The sequence below is a fragment of the Yersinia sp. 2553 StPb PI genome, assembly GCF_052217105.1.
Taxonomy (GTDB): Bacteria; Pseudomonadota; Gammaproteobacteria; order Enterobacterales; family Enterobacteriaceae; genus Yersinia; species Yersinia enterocolitica_E.
Genome location: NZ_JAZGPX010000002.1, coordinates 1,837,110 through 1,855,369 on the forward strand (window position 1 = coordinate 1,837,110; position 18,260 = coordinate 1,855,369).

Genomic DNA, 18,260 nt, shown 5'->3' on the forward strand with positions numbered 1-18,260 from the left:
AAATACTAACTCAAACGTTGTTCAGCTTGGCCAAGGACGTGTATGAATGCCTCGATAACTGGCGGTGAAAATCGTGAAAATGTTTTTACGACAACACTGGCACGCCTACGCGCGAATCCAAAAATCCCACTGCTGATTGCTGCGGCTGCGGCCGTCGCTATTATTGTCGCGCTGATGTTATGGGCTAAAAGCCCGGATTATCGCGTCCTTTATAGCAACCTGAATGATCGTGACGGTGGTGATATCGTTACGCAACTGACACAACTGAATATCCCTTATCGCTTCGCGGATAATGGTGGCGCGTTGTTGGTCCCGGCAGATAAGGTGCATGAAACCCGTCTGCGTCTGGCCCAACAAGGCTTGCCTAAAGGCGGTGCGGTAGGTTTTGAACTGCTGGACCAGGAAAAATTTGGCATCAGCCAGTTCAGTGAACAAGTTAACTATCAACGGGCATTGGAAGGTGAACTGGCGCGCACTATTGGCACCCTCGGGCCAGTGATGAATGTGCGTGTTCACTTGGCAATGCCAAAACCTTCTCTCTTTGTTCGGGAACAAAAGTCTCCCACCGCCTCTGTAACACTCGCATTGCAACCAGGTCGTGCCCTTGATGATGGTCAGATTAACGCCATCGTATATATGGTCTCCAGTAGCGTGGCCGGTTTACCGCCGGGTAACGTGACTGTCGTTGACCAAACCGGCCGTTTGTTGACGCAATCCGACAGTGCGGGCCGTGATTTAAACGCCGCACAACTCAAATTTACTAACGAAGTTGAAAATCGCTTCCAACGTCGCATTGAAACCATACTCGCCCCGATGGTCGGTAGCGGTAATGTGCATGCGCAGGTCACGGCTCAAGTTGATTTTGCCAGCCGTGAACAGACCGATGAAGAGTATAAGCCTAATCAGGCCGCCGACAAAGGCGCGGTCCGCTCACAGCAAGTTAGCACCAGTGAACAACTAGGGGGAACCAATGTCGGTGGTGTTCCGGGGGCATTATCCAATCAGCCATCTGCCACACCGGTCGCACCGATTGAAACCCCAGCAGCGACGCCTGCTGCCGGTGCTGCTGGTGCTGCTGGTGCCACGGCCAACAATGCCAACGCGGCTAATCGTCCGGCCACTGCCGCTAAATCGACAGCGACATCAAGCAACAGCCGCCACGACCAAACCACTAACTTTGAAGTTGACCGCACAATCCGTCATACCCAGCAACAAGCTGGCATGGTGCAGCGCCTCTCGGTTGCCGTTGTTGTTAATTACGGCAGTGATAAGGCGGGCAAGCCAGTTGCGCTGACCAAAGATCAATTGGCACAAGTGGAATCCCTGACACGCGAGGCGATGGGCTTCTCTACTGATCGTGGCGACACATTAAATGTGGTGAATACACCATTTAACGCCACCGATGATGCCAGCGGTAACACACTGCCCTTCTGGCAACAACAATCGTTCTTTGATCAGATGTTAAATGCTGGTCGTTATCTGCTTATCTTGCTGGTGGCATGGATCTTATGGCGCAAATTAGTGCGCCCTATGGTCGCTAAGAAACAAGTTGCTGATAAGGCTGCGGCATCGGTCAATAACATTGTCCAGACTGCGGTAGCGTCTGAAAATGCCAAACAGAGTAAAGAAGAGCTGGCCTTACGTAAGAAAAATCAGCAGCGAGTGAGTGCTGAAGTTCAGGCCCAGCGTATACGCGAACTTGCGGATAAAGACCCACGTGTTGTCGCGCTGGTTATCCGTCAATGGATGAGTAATGACCAATGAGCCTGACCGGAACTGAAAAAAGCGCCATCATGCTGATGACTCTGGGTGAAGACCATGCCGCCGAGGTGTTTAAACACCTCTCCTCGCGCGAAGTGCAGCAACTCAGTACCACCATGGCCAGTATGCGTCAGGTTTCTCACCAGCAACTGATTGATGTATTGGCTGAATTTGAAGACGATGCCGAGCAATATGCCGCACTGAGCGTGAACGCCAGTGATTACCTGCGCAGTGTGCTGATAAAAGCCCTGGGGGAAGAGCGCGCATCCAGCTTGTTGGAAGATATTCTGGAATCGTGCGAAACCACCAGTGGCATGGAAACGCTCAACTTTATGGAGCCGCAGATGGCGGCCGACCTGATCCGCGACGAACATCCGCAGATTATCGCCACCATCCTGGTCCATCTGAAACGCGCTCAGGCCGCCGATATACTGGCGCTGTTCGACGAGCGCCTGCGCAACGATGTGATGTTGCGTATCGCCACCTTTGGTGGTGTCCAGCCCGCCGCATTGGCTGAGTTGACCGAAGTATTGAACAACCTGCTCGATGGCCAGAACCTCAAACGCAGCAAAATGGGCGGTATCCGCACAGCGGCCGAGATTATCAACCTGATGAAAACACAACAGGAAGAGACGGTCATGGATGCAGTGCGCGAATACGACGGCGAATTGGCTCAAAAAATTATCGACGAAATGTTCCTGTTCGAGAATTTGGTCAGTGTCGACGACCGCAGCATTCAGCGTTTACTGCAAGAGATAGACAACGAATCACTGTTGATCGCCCTGAAAGGTGCCGATCAAGCATTGCGCGAGCGTTTCCTCAGCAACATGTCATTGCGTGCAGCAGAAATCTTGCGCGACGATCTGGCAACCCGTGGACCGGTACGTATGTCACTGGTCGAAAACGAACAGAAAGCCATCTTGCTTATCGTCCGTCGTCTGGCGGAAAGCGGCGAGATAGTCATTGGTGGTGGCGAGGATATCTATGTCTGACAGGATAAATGCCCTGCCCTGGCAACCTTGGTCACTCAACGACTTTGCCACTACATCGGATACTACTCCGCCAGTGGCTGCGCCGGATATCAGTATGCTGTTTACTGATGAACCGGATACGGGTAGCGATAGTGAATCAACCGGGGTCAGTGAGCAGCAAGCGCTGGTAAATCTGCAACTCGAAGCCGAGAAGCAGGGCCGCCAACAAGGGTTCGCTAAAGGGTTACAAGAAGGGTTGGATAAAGGTTACCAGACCGGTCTGGAGGAAGGTCATCAACAGGCACTGGCCGATGCTCAAAAGCAATTGGCCCCGATGACTGCCCACTGGCAACTGATGGTGAACGACTTCCAAAGTACCCTTGATGCACTCGACAGCGTGATAGCCTCGCGGTTAATGCAAATGGCCCTGGCCGCCGCGAAACAAATTCTCGGGCAACCTGCAATCTGCGATGGCACGGCATTATTGGCCCAAATCCAACAACTGATTCAGCAGGAACCGATGTTCACCGGTAAGCCACAACTGCGGGTTAATCCCGATGATCTGGCTGTCGTCGAGCAACGCTTAGGCAGCACCTTAAGTCTGCATGGCTGGCGCTTGCTGGGTGATAGTCAAATTCATCCGGGTGGCTGCAAAGTCAGCGCCGAAGAAGGTGATCTGGATGCCAGTTTGGCGACCCGCTGGCATGAGTTGTGCCGCCTCGCCGCGCCGGGAGAATTATGATGACCGCGCGCCTTGGTCGTTGGCTCGCCTCTTTAGATAAATTCGAAGAGCGCATCAGCCAGTCAACCACTATCCGCCGCTACGGACGGTTGACTCGCGCCACCGGTTTAGTCTTGGAAGCCACAGGGTTACAACTGCCATTGGGCGCAACTTGTCTGATTGAGCGCCACGATAACGGCGAAGTGCAGGAAGTTGAAAGTGAAGTGGTCGGTTTTAACGGCCATCGCCTGTTTCTGATGCCGTTGGAAGAAGTCGAAGGCATTGTGCCAGGAGCCAGAGTCTATGCCCGGGTGACCACCGGTGGTGCTTCAGCCAGTAAACAACTGCCGCTCGGCCCGGAACTCCTGGGGCGAGTATTGGATGGCAGTGCCAAACCGCTTGATGGTCTACCTGCACCAGAAACCAGTTATCGCGCCCCACTGATCACCCCGCCAATCAATCCATTGCAACGTACCGCGATTGTGCAGGTACTCGATGTCGGTGTGCGGACGATTAATGCCCTACTGACCGTTGGCCGTGGACAACGTATGGGTCTGTTCGCCGGCTCTGGGGTAGGTAAAAGTGTGCTGCTCGGCATGATGGCGCGTTATACCCAAGCAGATGTCATTGTGGTGGGTCTGATTGGCGAACGTGGCCGTGAAGTAAAAGACTTTATCGAGAATATTTTAGGGCCGGAAGGCCGTGCTCGTTCGGTAGTGATAGCCGCTCCTGCCGACGTATCGCCATTACTGCGTATGCAAGGTGCCGCTTATGCAACTCGCATTGCAGAAGATTTCCGTGACCGTGGTCAGCACGTATTGCTGATTATGGACTCGCTGACTCGCTATGCCATGGCGCAACGTGAAATTGCGTTGGCCATCGGCGAACCACCGGCAACCAAGGGTTATCCACCCTCCGTATTCGCTAAATTACCGGCGCTGGTGGAGCGTGCGGGTAACGGTGTCACCGGCGGTGGCTCGATTACTGCATTTTATACCGTATTAACCGAAGGCGATGACCAGCAAGACCCGATTGCAGACTCGGCACGCGCCATTCTCGACGGCCATGTGGTGTTATCACGCCGTCTGGCTGAATCTGGCCACTATCCGGCCATCGATATTGAAGCATCGATCAGTCGTGCCATGACATCACTGATCGATGAGAACCATTACAGTCAAGTTCGCCAGTTTAAACAACTACTTGCCAGTTATCAGCGTAACCGAGACTTGGTCAGTGTGGGTGCCTATGCCGCCGGTAGTGATCCGCTATTGGATAAGGCCATTGCTCTTTACCCGCAAATGGAAATCTTCTTACAGCAAGGCATGTTCGAACGCAGCAGTTACGACGATGCATGCCAGCATCTGAAGAGTCTGTTTCCGGGTTGATAGCCAGTGACTCAAGCCACCGCCCCTGTCGTATACCCAAAGAAATTGGCGTGGCAGGTAGGCAGCAAGTGAATGACAAATCGGTCGGGAACCGATTTGAACAGCATTTATGCTAGCCCGTAGGATGAGCCTCATTAATCCCAATGAGCTTACACAGTCAAGTAATTTGGGTAAGTGAACGTAGCCAACAACCCTGCGGCTTCAAGTACGGAGGGTATAAGGAATACGATGAAAAGTCAGTCACCTCTCATCACCCTGCGCGATCTGGCCCAGAAAGCCGTCGAACAGGCAAGCACGCAACTGGGTCAGGTTCGCCTGTCCTATCAGAATGCTGAGCAGCAACTCACGATGTTGCTGACTTATCAGGATGAATACCGGGTGCGGTTGAATGACACACTGAGTAACGGGATGGCCTCCTCCAGTTGGCAAAACTATCAGCAATTTATTCAGACGCTGGAGCAAGCTATTGACCAACATCGTAATCAGTTGGCTCAGTGGAATGTCAAAGTTGAACAGGCAGTTAAGCATTGGCAAGAAAAGCAGCAGCGGTTAAATGCATTTGAAACCTTGAATGAGCGGGCTGAAACCACCCTGCGTCTGCAAGAAAGCCGTTTGGATCAAAAATTGATGGATGAGTTCGCACAGCGCGCCTCACAAAGGAGTCTTAATTCATGAATCTGTCCCTATTGCCTGCCACTGCGACTGCCAGTGAAACTGAGGGCGCATCATCCTCTTCATCGATTGCTGCGCTGTTTACAGACGCGGGGCTACCGGCTGATTTTGCCAAATTATTGGGTGACCAACTGGGTAAAGAGCTGACGGTTATGGATGCCTCGACCCTGAAATCATCGCTGGCTGCAACCACTGATATCACTGCCGATGTGGATGGAGGAAAGTCAATCAGTGGTAACAGTAAATTGAATCAGTTATTGGCCGCCTTAGGTGATATCAGTGCCACGTTGCCTGCAGGCCTGACCCACGCAGGGCAGACTGGAGACGCGGCTAATGTGAAGAAAACCACCTTAGATGATGACAGCACGCTGGATAAAACCACCGCGCTGGCCGAATCCAGTGCGTTGCAGTCGTTATTAGCCATGTTACCCCACCAGGTTGCTACCACGCTGGGCAGCGCCAACAATGGGCAGAAAACGCAGTTGACTGACGGCAATGGCCTGACCAGCGACAAAACCAGCGCTAAGCAGGACTTAGCCACTCTGACCAGTCTGACCTCACAAGATAAAGGTTTGGCGGCATTGATCGGCGGCACAATCGGCACTGCGAAAAGTGACAATGCCAGCAACAACGCACTGCCAGCGGCCACCCCCGGTAAGACAAAAACCACCACAGCTCAAGATAAATTGGTGCGCCTAACAGCAGCACAGGATGCAGATAGCAGTCTCAGCGCGAAAGCAGTTCCTGTAGCAGTACAGGCTGACAAAACTATTGCCACAGCCGCCGTGGATAAAATAGCCGTGAGTTCAGCCACGGTAACACCATCACTCACTCCGGTTTCCAGCCCGGTCCTGCCAGCGACGGCCAGTGGTGCGGTTAGCGTGCCAGTCAGTGGCCATTTAAGTGCTCAGTTAGGTAGCCAGGAATGGCAACAATCGCTGGGTCAGCAAGTGGTGATGTTCAGCCGTAACGGCCAACAAAATGCTGAACTGCGGCTACATCCGCAAGAGTTGGGGGCATTGCAAATCAGCCTGAAAATGGAAGATAACCAAGCTCAGTTGCACTTTGCTTCAGCTCACAGCCAGGTTCGGGCAGCTATTGAAGCGGCGATGCCAAGTTTACGCTCGGCATTGGCTGAAAGTGGTATCCAGTTGGGCCAAAGCAGTGTCGGCAGTGAAGGACAGTGGCAACAGGCACAACAACAGAGCCAACAAAATCAGCAGAGTTTCGCATCACACGGCCAACCCGCTTACGGTAGCAGCGCATCGGGTGATGTACCGAACAGCACACCGCTAGTGACACCTGCGGCGTTGCAATCACTGGCTAATGGTAATGGTGGTGTTGATATTTTCGCCTAAAACGGGTGTTAATTTCAGCAAAAGGTGACAAACGGACAAGTTAGGCCGTTTTTCGCCACCTATTCTGCCTATTGGCATTAAAGATACGCGGGATAATCATCAGTAATAATTCGGATAGCATGGGGTTATTTGTCGGTGGTCAGCGGTTTGTGCCATCCAGCAATGAGATACCCCAGGTTATTGTCGTGATTCACCGGTTTGATACCGAAACAGGAATTTGTCTTCTCCATGTCTGATAATACCTTCCCGGCCAAGCGTAAGAGTTCGATCTGGGTGATCCTGCTAGTGCTGATTGCTGTGGCAGCATCTGCAGGTGGCGGTTATAGCTGGTGGATACTCCATAAGAGTAAACCTACCGCTGCGAAAGCCGTTCCTGTTATTCCGGTGTTTATGCCGCTGGAGACCTTTACGGTCAATCTGATCACGCCAGATAACAATCTGGATCGCGTGCTTTATATCGGATTAACGTTAAGGCTGCCCGACGATACGACTCGCGCTAAACTCAATGACTATCTGCCGGAAGTTCGCAGCCGCTTGCTGTTGCTACTTTCTCGGCAGTCCGCCGATAGCCTGTCAAATGAAGAAGGCAAACAGCGTTTAGTCGGTGAAATTAAAAACGTACTTAGCCCGCCAATGGTTAAAGGCCAACCTAATCAGGTAGTCAGCGATGTGCTGTTTACCGCATTTATATTGCGATAATCATTATGGGCGATAGCATTCTTTCACAAGCAGAGATTGACGCACTGTTAAACGGTGACAGCGGTGGCGATGAGCCAGTTGCTGTCGTCGGTAATGAAACAGACGTTAAACCTTACGATCCGACGACCCAGCGACGTGTGGTGCGTGAACGCCTGCAAGCGTTGGAGATCATCAATGAACGTTTTGCTCGTCAGTTCCGTATGGGGCTGTTTAACCTGTTACGTCGCAGCCCGGATATCACCGTCGGCCCGATAAAAATTCAGCCATACCACGACTTTGCCCGTAATCTGCCGGTACCGACCAATCTCAACCTGATTCATCTCAAACCGCTACGCGGCACCGCGCTATTCGTTTTCGCCCCGAGCCTGGTCTTTATTGCGGTTGATAATCTGTTCGGTGGTGATGGTCGCTTCCCCACCAAAGTAGAAGGTCGCGAGTTTACCCACACCGAACAACGTGTGATTAACCGCATGTTACGGCTGGCACTGGATGCCTACCGTGATGCCTGGGCACCTATCTATAAAATTGATGTGGAATATGTCCGTTCTGAAATACAGGTAAAATTCACCAATATCACCACCTCCCCCAACGATATCGTGGTCACCACTCCTTTCCATGTGGAGATCGGTGCGTTGAGCGGTGAGTTCAACATCTGTATTCCCTTCGCCATGATCGAGCCATTGCGTGAGCTGCTAACCAACCCACCGTTGGAAAATTCCCGACAGGAAGATAGCCACTGGCGCGAAACACTGGTGAAGCAAGTGCAGCACTCCGAGCTGGAGCTGGTGGCTAATTTTGTCGATATCCCGCTGAGACTATCGCAGATACTCAAGCTGCAACCAGGGGATGTATTACCCATAGATAAACCGGATCGACTGATTGCGCATGTCGACGGCGTCCCGGTACTGACCAGTCAGTACGGGACATTAAACGGGCAATATGCCCTACGTGTTGAACATTTGATTAACCCTATTTTGAATGCTCTGAATGAGGAACAGCCCAATGAGTGACCCTAAGCTTCCGTCTGATGATGGAAAGGAATCCGTGGACGATCTGTGGGCTGATGCGTTTAATGAGCAGCAGGCAGCGGATAAACCAGCGGCCACCACCGAGGGGGTATTTAAATCACTGGAAGCGCCGGATGCCTTGGGTAACCTACAGGATATCGATTTAATTCTGGATATCCCGGTAAAGCTGACCGTTGAACTGGGTCGCACCAAAATGACCATCAAAGAGTTACTGCGCTTGTCTCAAGGCTCGGTCGTCTCCCTTGATGGACTGGCCGGTGAGCCATTGGATATTTTGATTAACGGTTATCTGATTGCGCAGGGTGAAGTGGTGGTAGTCGCTGATAAATATGGCGTACGTATCACTGACATCATTACTCCGTCAGAACGTATGCGCCGTCTGAGCCGCTAATGACCGCAGCACAGGTTGATACTGCCGCATCCACGGTTACGACACCGGTTACTGGCTTTGCGGCCAGCCACCCAGGTACTGCGGTGCAACAGACGGCACCAGCGATACCTGCCGGCTCGGTGTTAACGCAGGTTGGCAGCGTGTTAGGCGGTATTTTACTGCTGATTTTATGTGGTGCCTGGCTGGTACGCCGTTTAGGTTTTGCCCCGCAGGCACGTAACAACAAATTATTGAATGTGAAGGCCAGTTGTCAGGTTGGTCAGCGCGAACGGGTGGTCATTGTTGAAGTAGACAATACCTGGCTGGTGTTAGGCGTAACTGCACAGCAGGTGACACAACTCCACACTCTGACACGTCCTGCGATTGATGAAGCCACAGCGGCTTCGTCGCCCGACCGTGCGAAACCGGCCGATTTTCGCCAGCTACTGAACAACCATCTATTTAACAAGAAATCGAAACACCCGGAAAAATCGGCATGATGTCTCTTCGCCCCGTGCTTACCGCAGCAAATAGCGTAACAACCGCAGCGGCCAACACTGATTTCACTTATCGGTTGCTGCTGCGCCGTCTTCTGGCTGCACTCATCAATAAAACCACCCTACTGCTATTAGGCTTACTCTGCTCTCCGGCGGTACTGGCTCAACTACCCGGTATCATCAGCCAGCCATTGGCTAATGGTGGGCAGAGCTGGTCTTTACCGGTTCAGACCTTGGTTTTCATCACCACCCTGAGTTTCCTGCCTGCCGCCTTACTGATGATGACCAGTTTTACCCGTATTATTATTGTGCTCGGGTTGCTGCGCAACGCATTGGGTACCCCCTCTGCACCACCCAATCAGGTGATGTTGGGTCTGGCGCTGTTTCTGACATTTTTTATTATGTCGCCGGTATTTGACAAGGTGTATCAGGACGCTTATCTGCCTTTCAGTCAGGACAAGATAAGCATGGAAGTGGCAATGGATAAAGGCTCACAACCTTTACGTGAATTTATGCTGCGCCAAACCCGAGAATCAGATCTGGCACTGTATGCCCGGCTGGCCAATCTGCCGCCATTGGAAGGTCCCGAAGTGGTACCGATGCGCATTCTGCTACCTGCCTATGTCACCAGCGAGCTGAAAACCGCCTTCCAAATCGGTTTTACCGTGTTTATTCCCTTCCTGATTATCGATCTGGTGGTAGCCAGTGTGCTGATGGCATTGGGGATGATGATGGTTCCCCCAGCCAGTATCTCACTGCCCTTCAAGCTGATGCTATTTGTCTTGGTTGATGGTTGGCAGCTACTACTGGGTTCCCTGGCACAGAGTTTTTATAGCTAAGGTAGACTCATCATGACACCTGAATCGGTAATGGCCCTCGGCGTTGAGGCAATGAAGATTGCACTTGCTCTGGCTGCTCCCTTGTTATTAGCCGCCCTGATAAGCGGCCTGATCGTGAGCCTGTTGCAGGCAGCAACGCAAATTAACGAAATGACATTGTCATTCATCCCAAAAATACTGGCCGTGTTCGCCACGATGGTGATCGCAGGCCCATGGATGCTGAACCTGATACTGGACTATATGCGTAATCTGTTCACCAGCCTGCCCACGTTGATTGGCTAACGGTGCTTTCCCTCGATACCACTCAACTTAGCCTCTGGGTCAGCCAGTATTTCTGGCCGTTAATTCGGGTGCTGGCGCTGATCACCACCGCGCCGGTGTTAAGTGAGAAACAGATAAACCGCAAAGTTAAAGTCGGTTTGGCGCTGTTAATTACTTTTCTGATTGCCCCTTCGCTGCCCCCGGTCAATATTCCCTTAGTCTCAACCGGTGCAGTCTGGGTCGCCGCCCAACAAGTGTTGATTGGGGTAGCCATCGGCTTGACCATGCAATTTGCTTTTGCTGCCATCCGGCTGGCCGGTGAAGTGATTGGTTTACAGATGGGATTATCGTTCGCGACCTTCTTTGACCCCTCGGGGGGGCCGAATATGCCGGTTTTAGCCCGGTTACTTAACTTGCTGGCCCTGCTGTTATTCCTCACTTTTGATGGTCATTTATGGCTGATTTCATTGTTGGCCGACAGTTTTCATACCTTACCCATTCAGTTCGAACCGCTCAATGGTAATGGCTTTCTGGCCTTGACGCAGGCCGGCTCATTAATCTTTATGAATGGGCTGATGTTGGCATTGCCGCTGATCACGCTGTTGTTAACTCTGAATATGGCATTAGGCATGCTAAACCGAATGACCCCACAGCTTTCGGTGTTCGTTATCGGTTTTCCACTGACCTTGACCGTCGGGATCATCTCAATCGGATTGATAATGCCATTGCTGCCCCCCTTTGCTGAGCATCTGTTCGGGGAAGTTTTTGACCGATTAGCAGGCGTATTGAGCGGATTGGCAAACTGAGTCGCTGCAAAAAAATGGTATGTCACCCCAAACCTTAGTGGGAAAAGATGACACACCAAAAAGTGCACCCGGTTTAAGTACACTTAAGAGGGAACCTGTGGGGTAGACCCACAGGCAGAAGACGGATTACTTATTAAGCTGGAACAGGGACAAACCCTGCATATTGGTAAATGTGGTATATGAAGCCTGTAGCGCAGCCTGCTGCATCACATATGACGAGATAGCCGCGGTCCAATCCACATCCTGCAAATCACTCAAACGCTGTTTATTAATCAAATTACGGTCACTGCCCAAACTATCCAGGTTGTCTAGCTCTTGCAGTTGGGTACCGATTTCGGCTTGAACCGACAACACATTATTCAATGAGTTGGACATCCCACGGATACCTTTATCCATATCGGCATTAGCTTGATCTTTAACCGCATCAGTCGCCCCTTGTAACGGGACTTTCAGTGAGTTCAGCACGGTATCGATGGTATTGAAAATATTGCTTTCTGACGCAACCGGATTACCACCGGCATCATCAGGTTCAGGTTTCGCATTACTGGTCAATGCCATAAAGACACTGGAACCGGTATGTCCAACTGTAATCGAACGGTTAGCATCGACTTTCTGCTCAATAGCGACATCGCCGCCCTGATAAGTCACATCACCGGTAGCACTAACCGCAAACGGCGCTTTGTCACTTTTGAAGCCAGCAAAGATGTAACGACCGTTGCCATCAGTGGTGTTAGCCTGATTGACCAGTTGGTCTTTCAAACCCTGTAACTGAGTGGCGTAAGAGGCACGGTCATCATCACTCAACATATCGCTCTTCGCGCTAATGACTAAGGTCTGAATTGATTGAATGGTACTGGTCGCCTGCGCCAAAACCGTGGTTTCCAGCGAAGAACTTTGGCGAGCGAAACTGCGCGCTAAAGTATATTGGCTATTTTCCGATTGGGCTTGCGACACCATCACCGCTTGAGATGCGGCCATCGGGTCATCGGAAGGGTTAACCACCCGCTTGCCGGTGGAGAGTTGTTGGCCCGACTGCATCCACAGTGATTGGGCGTTAGTCACGCCCTGCATATTTTGCTGATACAGCATGCTGGTACTTAAGCGCATGATGCCAGTTCCTTTTAGTAATCGTTCAGCCCGCCAACCCCGTTTCAACAATCAATCTGTCTTAACAGGGATACTGACTAACCGCTAAATAAGATAAGTAGCGACAGGGACTCTCTGCCGCTGACAAAAAATTAACCGCGCAGACTCAGCAACGCATTAAACAGCGTCGAAGCCGTCTGAATGACCTGGGCATTCGCCAGATAATATTGCTGGAAACGCTGTAAATCGCCGTACTCTTCATCCAGGTTCACGCCGGAAATAGACTGCTGCTCGGCGGTCAACTGTTTGACGATATTGGCTTGCGCCGTGCTGTTGGTTTTCGCGGTGCTGGTTTGGTTACCGACGTTACTGACCAAACCGGCATAAGCACCAGACAGCGTGGCTTTGCCATCAACCAGTTTTTTGGTTTGCAGGTCTAACAATGCCTGGGCGTTAACGTTGTCACTCGCGCCACCATCAGCGGTACCGGCAGCAGCAATCTTACTTGAGTCGGTGATATCGACCTGTAAATTAGCAGCCACGTTAGAGACGGTTTTGACGATGAATTTATCTCTGGCTTGCGCGCCGGCAGTGCCGTTATCAACACTGACGGCGACACCATCAAAGCTCAGCCCAGTGGTGTTACCACTGCCGTCTTTTACCGGGTTAGCCGGCACTTTGGTGTTATCAGACAGCCGTGTCACCTGCCAGTCAGTTCCATCAAACTCCACACTATAATCACTGGCTTTGACTTTTGAAGTATCGGTGTAGGACACCGTCAAGCTGGCATCACCCTGATTTCTTGCATTTTTCAACACATTTGGTTGTGCAAAGCTGAAGAAATCAACGCCCGGATCACCGCTGGTATCAAATCCGGCTTTATGCTGAGTATTGAAGCTGTCTGCCATGACCAGGGCCAATTGCCCCAGTTGGTTACGTGCACTGTCGAGTGCCTCACTGCGGAATTTCAGCGTACCCCCCAGGCTACCGGTGGTCAGGCGGCTTTCGTCCACTTCAAGCACATCGCCACTACCATATTTGTAGCCAATGGTTAATCGGGTAGCATCACTGCTGGAAGGTATGGCTTCGACTTTATAAGAATCCGGTCCTTGCACCAATGGCAGACCGCTGGCAAAAGAAACGTTGTAAGCATCGCCGTCTTGCTGGGTCACGGTCACGCCAACAATCTGGTTCAATTCGGTGACCAATTGGTCGCGCTGATCGAGTAACGCATTTGGCTCGCTGCCACTGCTGCCGCGCAAACGGGTAATTTGATCGTTTAACTTGGCAATTTGGTCAGCATAGTTATTGATTTGCGTAACGCTTTCGGTGATCTTCTGGTTTACGCCGGTATCCATATCACGCAGATATTTATCCGCATTCTGGAACTGGTTAACCAACCCTTCAGCCTTGCCCAATACCGTTTTACGGGCCGCATCATCACCGGCATTACTCACCAAATTTTGCAGGTTACTGAAAAAGTCCTGCATGGTGCTGGAGAGGTTATTGGACGAATTAGAGAGCAAATTATCAATTTGCGAAATTTGCTGATAGTAGGTAGTTAAGCCACTGCTTTGCGTTTGTGAAGAACGTAATTGGTTGGTAATAAACGAGTTATATTCGCGGTTAACACCGGTTACTGCAACGCCATTACCAATAAAGCCGGCGGGACTTAAGGTTCCACCATTTTGGGCAAAAATAGTATTCTGACGGTTATAGCCCGCCACCTGAAAATTAGTGATGTTATTACTGACGGTGCTCAGGGCATATTGCGCTGCGCTCAGACCACTCATCGCAGTATTCATTAAACTATTGGACATGAAGAAATCCTTTTACCACAGACGACGAGCATCGCAGCGCCTGCATTAATTAATATTGGGATACTGCCTGAGGAGACCTAAGCCTCCGCACAGCCTGTGATTATTATCGGCTCGACTTTGGAAAACTTGAGTCAAAATATGGGTGTAAATCTCGATCCTCACCAATCCAATAGGCGTTATTGTCGCAGACAGTTTGGGTGCAGCCAGCGCACACCATGACTTTGTAAATTATGGCTACGTAACGGTACCGAGCACTGTCCAATCCCAAAATGGAAAATAAAATAGCCTATTTAGAACAACTGACTTAGGTCGCTGCTGTATGCCTTTACTGCTTGTTCGCCGCTATTTTTCATTTGCTGGATCACGCTGACTAATTTTTGCGCATATTGCGGGTCGGTGGCATAACCGGCTTGTTGCAGCGCATGTGCCCCCTGCTCAGGGCTTTGTGCTGCGGCAACATTGGCGTAGCGCGGGTTTTGTGTCAGTAATTTGACATAATCACTGACGGCCTCGACATATGAGCCATATACCCGAAAGCGAGCTTTGGTTTTCTTCGCCACACCTTGCTCATATTCGGTAGTCGTAATTTCACTGACTGGACCATCCCAGTTGCTACCCGCTTTGATGCCAAATACGTTGTAACTGGTTTTGCCGTCGGCCGTCGGAATTTCGCGCTGACCCCAGCCCGACTCCAGTGCCGCCTGAGCCACAATCAGCTGATGAGGAATGCCACTTTGCTGACTGGCAATTTGCGCCGGAATAGACATCCGCGCCACGAAATTACCGGTGCCCTGTGGCAATGACGCTGAGTTGTTGGCTGGCGGTGTTGGCATGGCGCGACGTACCATTTGTGCCAATGCCTGTGCTGGCAATGTTTGCAGCACTTCATTATCCAGCAGCATCGGCACCGTTCCTGCCGTTTCACTTGGCGAGGTAGAGCCTGAAAGCTGCTCCACCATCATATCGGCCAGACCCAACCCCTTGACCGACATTTGCTGCGCGACTTGTTGGTCATACATCGAGGTATAAAGCCGGGTCTGATCACTGTTCATCACGCCATCTTGCGGCAAGGCAGAACGCATACTTTTCAGCATCATCTGCACAAACATCCCCTCTACCTGCTGGGCAACCTGCCTCAAGTTACCCTGTGGATCTCTTGCCGCATCACGTTTTAAGGTATTCAGTGATTGGGCGTCATACGCCGCCCCAGACATCGCCATCAAATCACTCATCAGATAATTTCCAATTTAGCCCGCAAGCAGCCAGCACTTTGCATTGCCTGCAAGATAGACATCAAATCGATCGGGGTTGCCCCCAGCGAGTTCAGGGCGCGGACCACATTATTCAGATTCGGGCTGGCATTGACGCGTTGCAATACCCCACCTTGTTGCTGAACGGAAATCTGAGTATTCGGGGTAACTACGGTCTGCCCACCACCAAATGGGGTATCAGGCTGGCTGACGGTATTTTGCTTATCAATCACCACCGATAGATTCCCTTGCGCCACAGCACAAGAATCCAGCATTACATTGCGGTTCATCACCACCGAGCCGGTACGAGAGTTGATAATCACCTTGGCATCACCCGCATCGACATTCACTGGGATATTTTGAATATCTGCCAGGAAACGCACTTGCGAGCTGCTGCCGCGCGGGACCAAAACCTGAATGGTGCGAGCATCAATCGCTGTGGCAGAACCAAAACCGCGCTGGCGGTTAATGGCATCACTCACCTGTTGTGCCATGGTGAAATCCTCGGTATTCAATTGAAGATTAATCACACCATCGGTACCAAAGGTCGTCGGCAGCTCACGTTCGATAGTGGCACCATTGCTGATTCGCCCACCGGTCAGTTGGTTGACCTGTACACTACTGCCACCCGATGCCGCACCCGCACCGCCGACCAGCACGTTACCTTGTGCCAGGGCATAAACCTGATTATCCACCCCTTTCAATGGGGTCATCAGCAGGGTGCCGCCGCGAATACTTTTGGCATTACCCATTGAAGAAACCACAATATCAATGGTTTGCCCGGCACGGGAGAATGCCGGTAACTTGGCCGTGACCATCACTGCTGCTACGTTTTTGAGCTGCATATTGGTACCTGGCGGTACGGTAATCCCCAACTGCGACAGCATGTTACTCAGGCTTTGCGTGGTAAACGGCGTTTGCATGGTCTGGTCACCGGAACCATCCAGGCCGACCACAAGGCCATAACCGATTAACGCGTTATCACGTACTCCCTGAACGGTCACCAAATCACGGATACGCTCTGCGGTGGCAGGTAATGACACCAGTGTGAGCAGCGCAATAAGCTGTATAACAAATAGAGTGACAAGTGACTGTTTACGCATCGACGGCCTCTTAGTACGGTGAGATATTAAGGAAGAACCGCTGCAACCAGCCCATGGTCTGCGCTTCATTGATATAACCATTACCCACATACTCGATGCGCGCATCTGCAACCTGCGTTGAGGTCACGGTGTTGCTGCCGCTGATGGTGCGTGGGTTTACTACCCCAGAGAAGCGGATAAATTCAGTCCCCTGGTTGATTGCAATCTGTTTCTCACCGACCACATGCAAGTTGCCGTTAGCGAGCACGCGATCGACGGTAACGGTGATCGTGCCGCTGAAGGTGTTGTTGGCATTCGCCCCGCCCTTACCGCCAAAGGTATTGTCACCTGAGATATCCATATCAGCCCGCGCATTGCCCAATAATCCTTCCAGATAACGCGGCGCGGTGGCGACACCAAATTTGCTTGAACCATTACGGCTAGCGTTGGCAGAGGAGCTTTTGCTGGCACTGACATTTTCCTGCAAGGTAATGGTCAGCGTGTCACCGACATTACGTGGGCGACGGTCTTCGAACAAAGGTTGATAACCATAGTTCATTGGCTGAGCAGCCTGGAAAATAGAGCCATTCGGCAACGGCGCACTGGCCGGTGCCGGTTGTGCCGAGGTGGTACCATCCACCAGTGGTTTATGCGGAATATACGCGCAGCCATTGAGCAGCATCGCCGTCAACGGCATACAGACCCATTTCAATCCACCTGATTTGCGCAGCGGCTTTCTGTCCATCTCTGATTATCAGTCCTGTAACCGGTAAGAGGCCACGCGGTCGGCCTCATCTACTCATTATTCTGTTGCAGTCAGGGGGCTAAATTACCCCCTGAAAGCGGATTTACAATTGGGTCAGTTTTTGCAACATCTGGTCTGAAGTTGAAACCGCTTTACTGTTGATTTCATAGGCTCGTTGCGTCTGGATCATATTGACCAACTCTTCCGCCACATTGACGTTAGAGGTTTCAACATAGCCCTGATACAGCAAGCCCCCGCCGTTCAGACCTGGCGTGGTTTCGTTTGGTGCACCGGAACTGGCGGTCTCCTGATACAGGTTTTCGCCAATACTTTCCAAGCCACTGTTATTGATAAATGTGGTCAATGTCAGTTGCCCGACTTGCTGCGTGGCAGTTTGCCCCTGCAAGGTGACACTGACTATCCCGTCGCGCCCCACCGTCATGCTCAGGGCATTGGCCGGAATGATAATCGCCGGTTGTACCTGAAAACCGCCGGATGTTACTAACTGGCCGTTTTGGTCCACCTGAAAAGACCCATCGCGAGTATAAGCGTTGGTACCATCAGGCATTTGCACCTGAAAGAACCCTTCACCTTTAATGGCGATATCTTTGGTATTGTCGGTCTTGGACAGGTTGCCTTGACTGTGTAAACGCTCTGTCGCTACCGGGCGAACACCAGTACCAATCTGTAAACCCGATGGCAAGGTTGTCTGCTCGGAGGATTGCGCACCCGGCTGGCGCATCGTCTGGTAGAGCAAATCTTCAAATACCGCCCGCTGGCGCTTAAAGCCATTGGTGCTGACGTTCGCCAGGTTGTTGGCGATGACATCCATATTGGTCTGCTGTGCATCCAAACCGGTTTTGGCAATCCATAATGATCGGATCATCAGTTTATTCCTCTGCGCCTGCG

19 protein-coding genes are annotated in these 18,260 nt (G+C 51.5%); 13 read left to right on the forward strand and 6 right to left on the reverse strand.

Annotated elements, in window-relative coordinates; all coding sequences use genetic code 11:
* Positions 1-42: 42 nt before the first annotated feature.
* The 13 genes from fliF (at position 43) to fliR (ending at position 11,368) form a co-directional block, all read left to right on the forward strand.
* On the forward strand, positions 43-1,764 hold the full coding sequence (fliF, locus tag V2A84_RS09855) for a flagellar basal-body MS-ring/collar protein FliF (RefSeq protein ID WP_083159146.1): 1,722 nt from the start codon (positions 43-45) through the stop codon (positions 1,762-1,764).
* Positions 1,761-2,753: a flagellar motor switch protein FliG gene (gene fliG / locus V2A84_RS09860; protein ID WP_442848775.1), complete on the forward strand. Its 993-nt coding sequence runs from the start codon at positions 1,761-1,763 to the stop codon at positions 2,751-2,753. Before fliF ends, fliG begins: the two co-directional genes overlap by 4 nt.
* Positions 2,746-3,474, forward strand: a complete 729-nt coding sequence (fliH, locus tag V2A84_RS09865; protein ID WP_372569022.1) for a flagellar assembly protein FliH — start codon at positions 2,746-2,748, stop codon at positions 3,472-3,474. Before fliG ends, fliH begins: the two co-directional genes overlap by 8 nt.
* Entirely contained in the window at positions 3,474-4,838 is a 1,365-nt protein-coding gene (fliI, locus tag V2A84_RS09870; protein WP_083159149.1) for a flagellar protein export ATPase FliI, read from the forward strand. Before fliH ends, fliI begins: the two co-directional genes overlap by 1 nt.
* A 228-nt stretch (positions 4,839-5,066) precedes the next feature.
* Entirely contained in the window at positions 5,067-5,513 is a 447-nt protein-coding gene (fliJ, locus tag V2A84_RS09875; RefSeq protein ID WP_372569021.1) for a flagellar export protein FliJ, read from the forward strand.
* Positions 5,510-6,868 carry a flagellar hook-length control protein FliK gene (locus V2A84_RS09880; RefSeq protein ID WP_442848776.1) on the forward strand — a complete coding sequence of 453 codons (1,359 nt, stop codon included), beginning with the start codon at positions 5,510-5,512 and terminating at the stop codon, positions 6,866-6,868. The genes fliJ and V2A84_RS09880 overlap by 4 nt, the downstream gene beginning before the upstream one ends.
* A gap of 228 nt (positions 6,869-7,096) precedes the next feature.
* Positions 7,097-7,567, forward strand: a complete 471-nt coding sequence (fliL, locus tag V2A84_RS09885) for a flagellar basal body-associated protein FliL (RefSeq protein ID WP_083159151.1) — start codon at positions 7,097-7,099, stop codon at positions 7,565-7,567.
* 5 nt (positions 7,568-7,572) lie between these two features.
* Positions 7,573-8,577: a flagellar motor switch protein FliM gene (gene fliM, locus V2A84_RS09890; RefSeq protein ID WP_083159152.1), complete on the forward strand. Its 1,005-nt coding sequence runs from the start codon at positions 7,573-7,575 to the stop codon at positions 8,575-8,577.
* A complete protein-coding gene (gene fliN / locus V2A84_RS09895; RefSeq protein WP_025377918.1) occupies positions 8,570-8,986 on the forward strand; it encodes a flagellar motor switch protein FliN in 417 nt (138 codons plus the stop codon). Before fliM ends, fliN begins: the two co-directional genes overlap by 8 nt.
* Positions 8,986-9,465 carry a flagellar biosynthetic protein FliO gene (fliO, locus tag V2A84_RS09900; RefSeq protein WP_083159153.1) on the forward strand — a complete coding sequence of 160 codons (480 nt, stop codon included), beginning with the start codon at positions 8,986-8,988 and terminating at the stop codon, positions 9,463-9,465. The genes fliN and fliO overlap by 1 nt, the downstream gene beginning before the upstream one ends.
* Before the next feature lie 80 nt (positions 9,466-9,545).
* Complete coding sequence (fliP, locus tag V2A84_RS09905) at positions 9,546-10,301, forward strand: flagellar type III secretion system pore protein FliP (protein WP_372559879.1); 756 nt, start codon at positions 9,546-9,548, stop codon at positions 10,299-10,301.
* A 12-nt stretch (positions 10,302-10,313) separates the two neighbouring features.
* A complete protein-coding gene (gene fliQ / locus V2A84_RS09910) occupies positions 10,314-10,583 on the forward strand; it encodes a flagellar biosynthesis protein FliQ (RefSeq protein ID WP_083159154.1) in 270 nt (89 codons plus the stop codon).
* Between the two features lie 2 nt (positions 10,584-10,585).
* The gene (gene fliR / locus V2A84_RS09915; protein ID WP_102970431.1) at positions 10,586-11,368 is read left to right on the forward strand and encodes a flagellar biosynthetic protein FliR; all 783 of its coding nucleotides are present in this window, start codon (positions 10,586-10,588) and stop codon (positions 11,366-11,368) included.
* A gap of 126 nt (positions 11,369-11,494) precedes the next feature.
* Here the strand turns inward: fliR and flgL are convergent, their stop codons facing one another.
* The 6 genes from flgL to flgG form a co-directional block, all read right to left on the reverse strand.
* On the reverse strand, positions 11,495-12,475 hold the full coding sequence (gene flgL / locus V2A84_RS09920; RefSeq protein ID WP_083159155.1) for a flagellar hook-associated protein FlgL: 981 nt from the start codon (positions 12,473-12,475) through the stop codon (positions 11,495-11,497).
* A 131-nt stretch (positions 12,476-12,606) separates the two neighbouring features.
* On the reverse strand, positions 12,607-14,274 hold the full coding sequence (gene flgK, locus V2A84_RS09925; RefSeq protein ID WP_083159156.1) for a flagellar hook-associated protein FlgK: 1,668 nt from the start codon (positions 14,272-14,274) through the stop codon (positions 12,607-12,609).
* 290 nt (positions 14,275-14,564) lie between these two features.
* The gene (flgJ, locus tag V2A84_RS09930; RefSeq protein WP_102970432.1) at positions 14,565-15,506 is read right to left on the reverse strand and encodes a flagellar assembly peptidoglycan hydrolase FlgJ; all 942 of its coding nucleotides are present in this window, start codon (positions 15,504-15,506) and stop codon (positions 14,565-14,567) included.
* Complete coding sequence (locus V2A84_RS09935) at positions 15,506-16,627, reverse strand: flagellar basal body P-ring protein FlgI (protein WP_372558672.1); 1,122 nt, start codon at positions 16,625-16,627, stop codon at positions 15,506-15,508. Before V2A84_RS09935 ends, flgJ begins: the two co-directional genes overlap by 1 nt.
* Before the next feature lie 10 nt (positions 16,628-16,637).
* Entirely contained in the window at positions 16,638-17,351 is a 714-nt protein-coding gene (flgH, locus tag V2A84_RS09940; protein WP_102970433.1) for a flagellar basal body L-ring protein FlgH, read from the reverse strand.
* A 103-nt stretch (positions 17,352-17,454) separates the two neighbouring features.
* Positions 17,455-18,237, reverse strand: coding sequence for a flagellar basal-body rod protein FlgG (gene flgG, locus V2A84_RS09945; protein ID WP_442848777.1), 783 nt, complete (start codon positions 18,235-18,237; stop codon positions 17,455-17,457).
* Positions 18,238-18,260: the final 23 nt, after the last annotated feature.

What these genes read in the sequence shown, in the direction of transcription:
- fliJ (WP_372569021.1), top strand. Translation starts at nt 5,067, where the DNA reads ATGAAAAGTCAGTCACCTCTCATCACCCTGCGCGATCTGGCCCAGAAA.
- fliN (WP_025377918.1), top strand. Translation starts at nt 8,570, where the DNA reads ATGAGTGACCCTAAGCTTCCGTCTGATGATGGAAAGGAATCCGTGGAC.
- flgG (WP_442848777.1), bottom strand. Translation starts at nt 18,237, where the DNA reads ATGATCCGATCATTATGGATTGCCAAAACCGGTTTGGATGCACAGCAG.
- fliF (WP_083159146.1), top strand. Translation starts at nt 43, where the DNA reads ATGAATGCCTCGATAACTGGCGGTGAAAATCGTGAAAATGTTTTTACG.
- V2A84_RS09935 (WP_372558672.1), bottom strand. Translation starts at nt 16,627, where the DNA reads ATGCGTAAACAGTCACTTGTCACTCTATTTGTTATACAGCTTATTGCG.
- flgL (WP_083159155.1), bottom strand. Translation starts at nt 12,475, where the DNA reads ATGCGCTTAAGTACCAGCATGCTGTATCAGCAAAATATGCAGGGCGTG.
- flgJ (WP_102970432.1), bottom strand. Translation starts at nt 15,506, where the DNA reads ATGAGTGATTTGATGGCGATGTCTGGGGCGGCGTATGACGCCCAATCA.
- flgK (WP_083159156.1), bottom strand. Translation starts at nt 14,274, where the DNA reads ATGTCCAATAGTTTAATGAATACTGCGATGAGTGGTCTGAGCGCAGCG.
- V2A84_RS09880 (WP_442848776.1), top strand. Translation starts at nt 5,510, where the DNA reads ATGAATCTGTCCCTATTGCCTGCCACTGCGACTGCCAGTGAAACTGAG.
- flgH (WP_102970433.1), bottom strand. Translation starts at nt 17,351, where the DNA reads ATGGACAGAAAGCCGCTGCGCAAATCAGGTGGATTGAAATGGGTCTGT.
- fliQ (WP_083159154.1), top strand. Translation starts at nt 10,314, where the DNA reads ATGACACCTGAATCGGTAATGGCCCTCGGCGTTGAGGCAATGAAGATT.
- fliI (WP_083159149.1), top strand. Translation starts at nt 3,474, where the DNA reads ATGACCGCGCGCCTTGGTCGTTGGCTCGCCTCTTTAGATAAATTCGAA.
- fliG (WP_442848775.1), top strand. Translation starts at nt 1,761, where the DNA reads ATGAGCCTGACCGGAACTGAAAAAAGCGCCATCATGCTGATGACTCTG.
- fliM (WP_083159152.1), top strand. Translation starts at nt 7,573, where the DNA reads ATGGGCGATAGCATTCTTTCACAAGCAGAGATTGACGCACTGTTAAAC.
- fliH (WP_372569022.1), top strand. Translation starts at nt 2,746, where the DNA reads ATGTCTGACAGGATAAATGCCCTGCCCTGGCAACCTTGGTCACTCAAC.
- fliL (WP_083159151.1), top strand. Translation starts at nt 7,097, where the DNA reads ATGTCTGATAATACCTTCCCGGCCAAGCGTAAGAGTTCGATCTGGGTG.
- fliO (WP_083159153.1), top strand. Translation starts at nt 8,986, where the DNA reads ATGACCGCAGCACAGGTTGATACTGCCGCATCCACGGTTACGACACCG.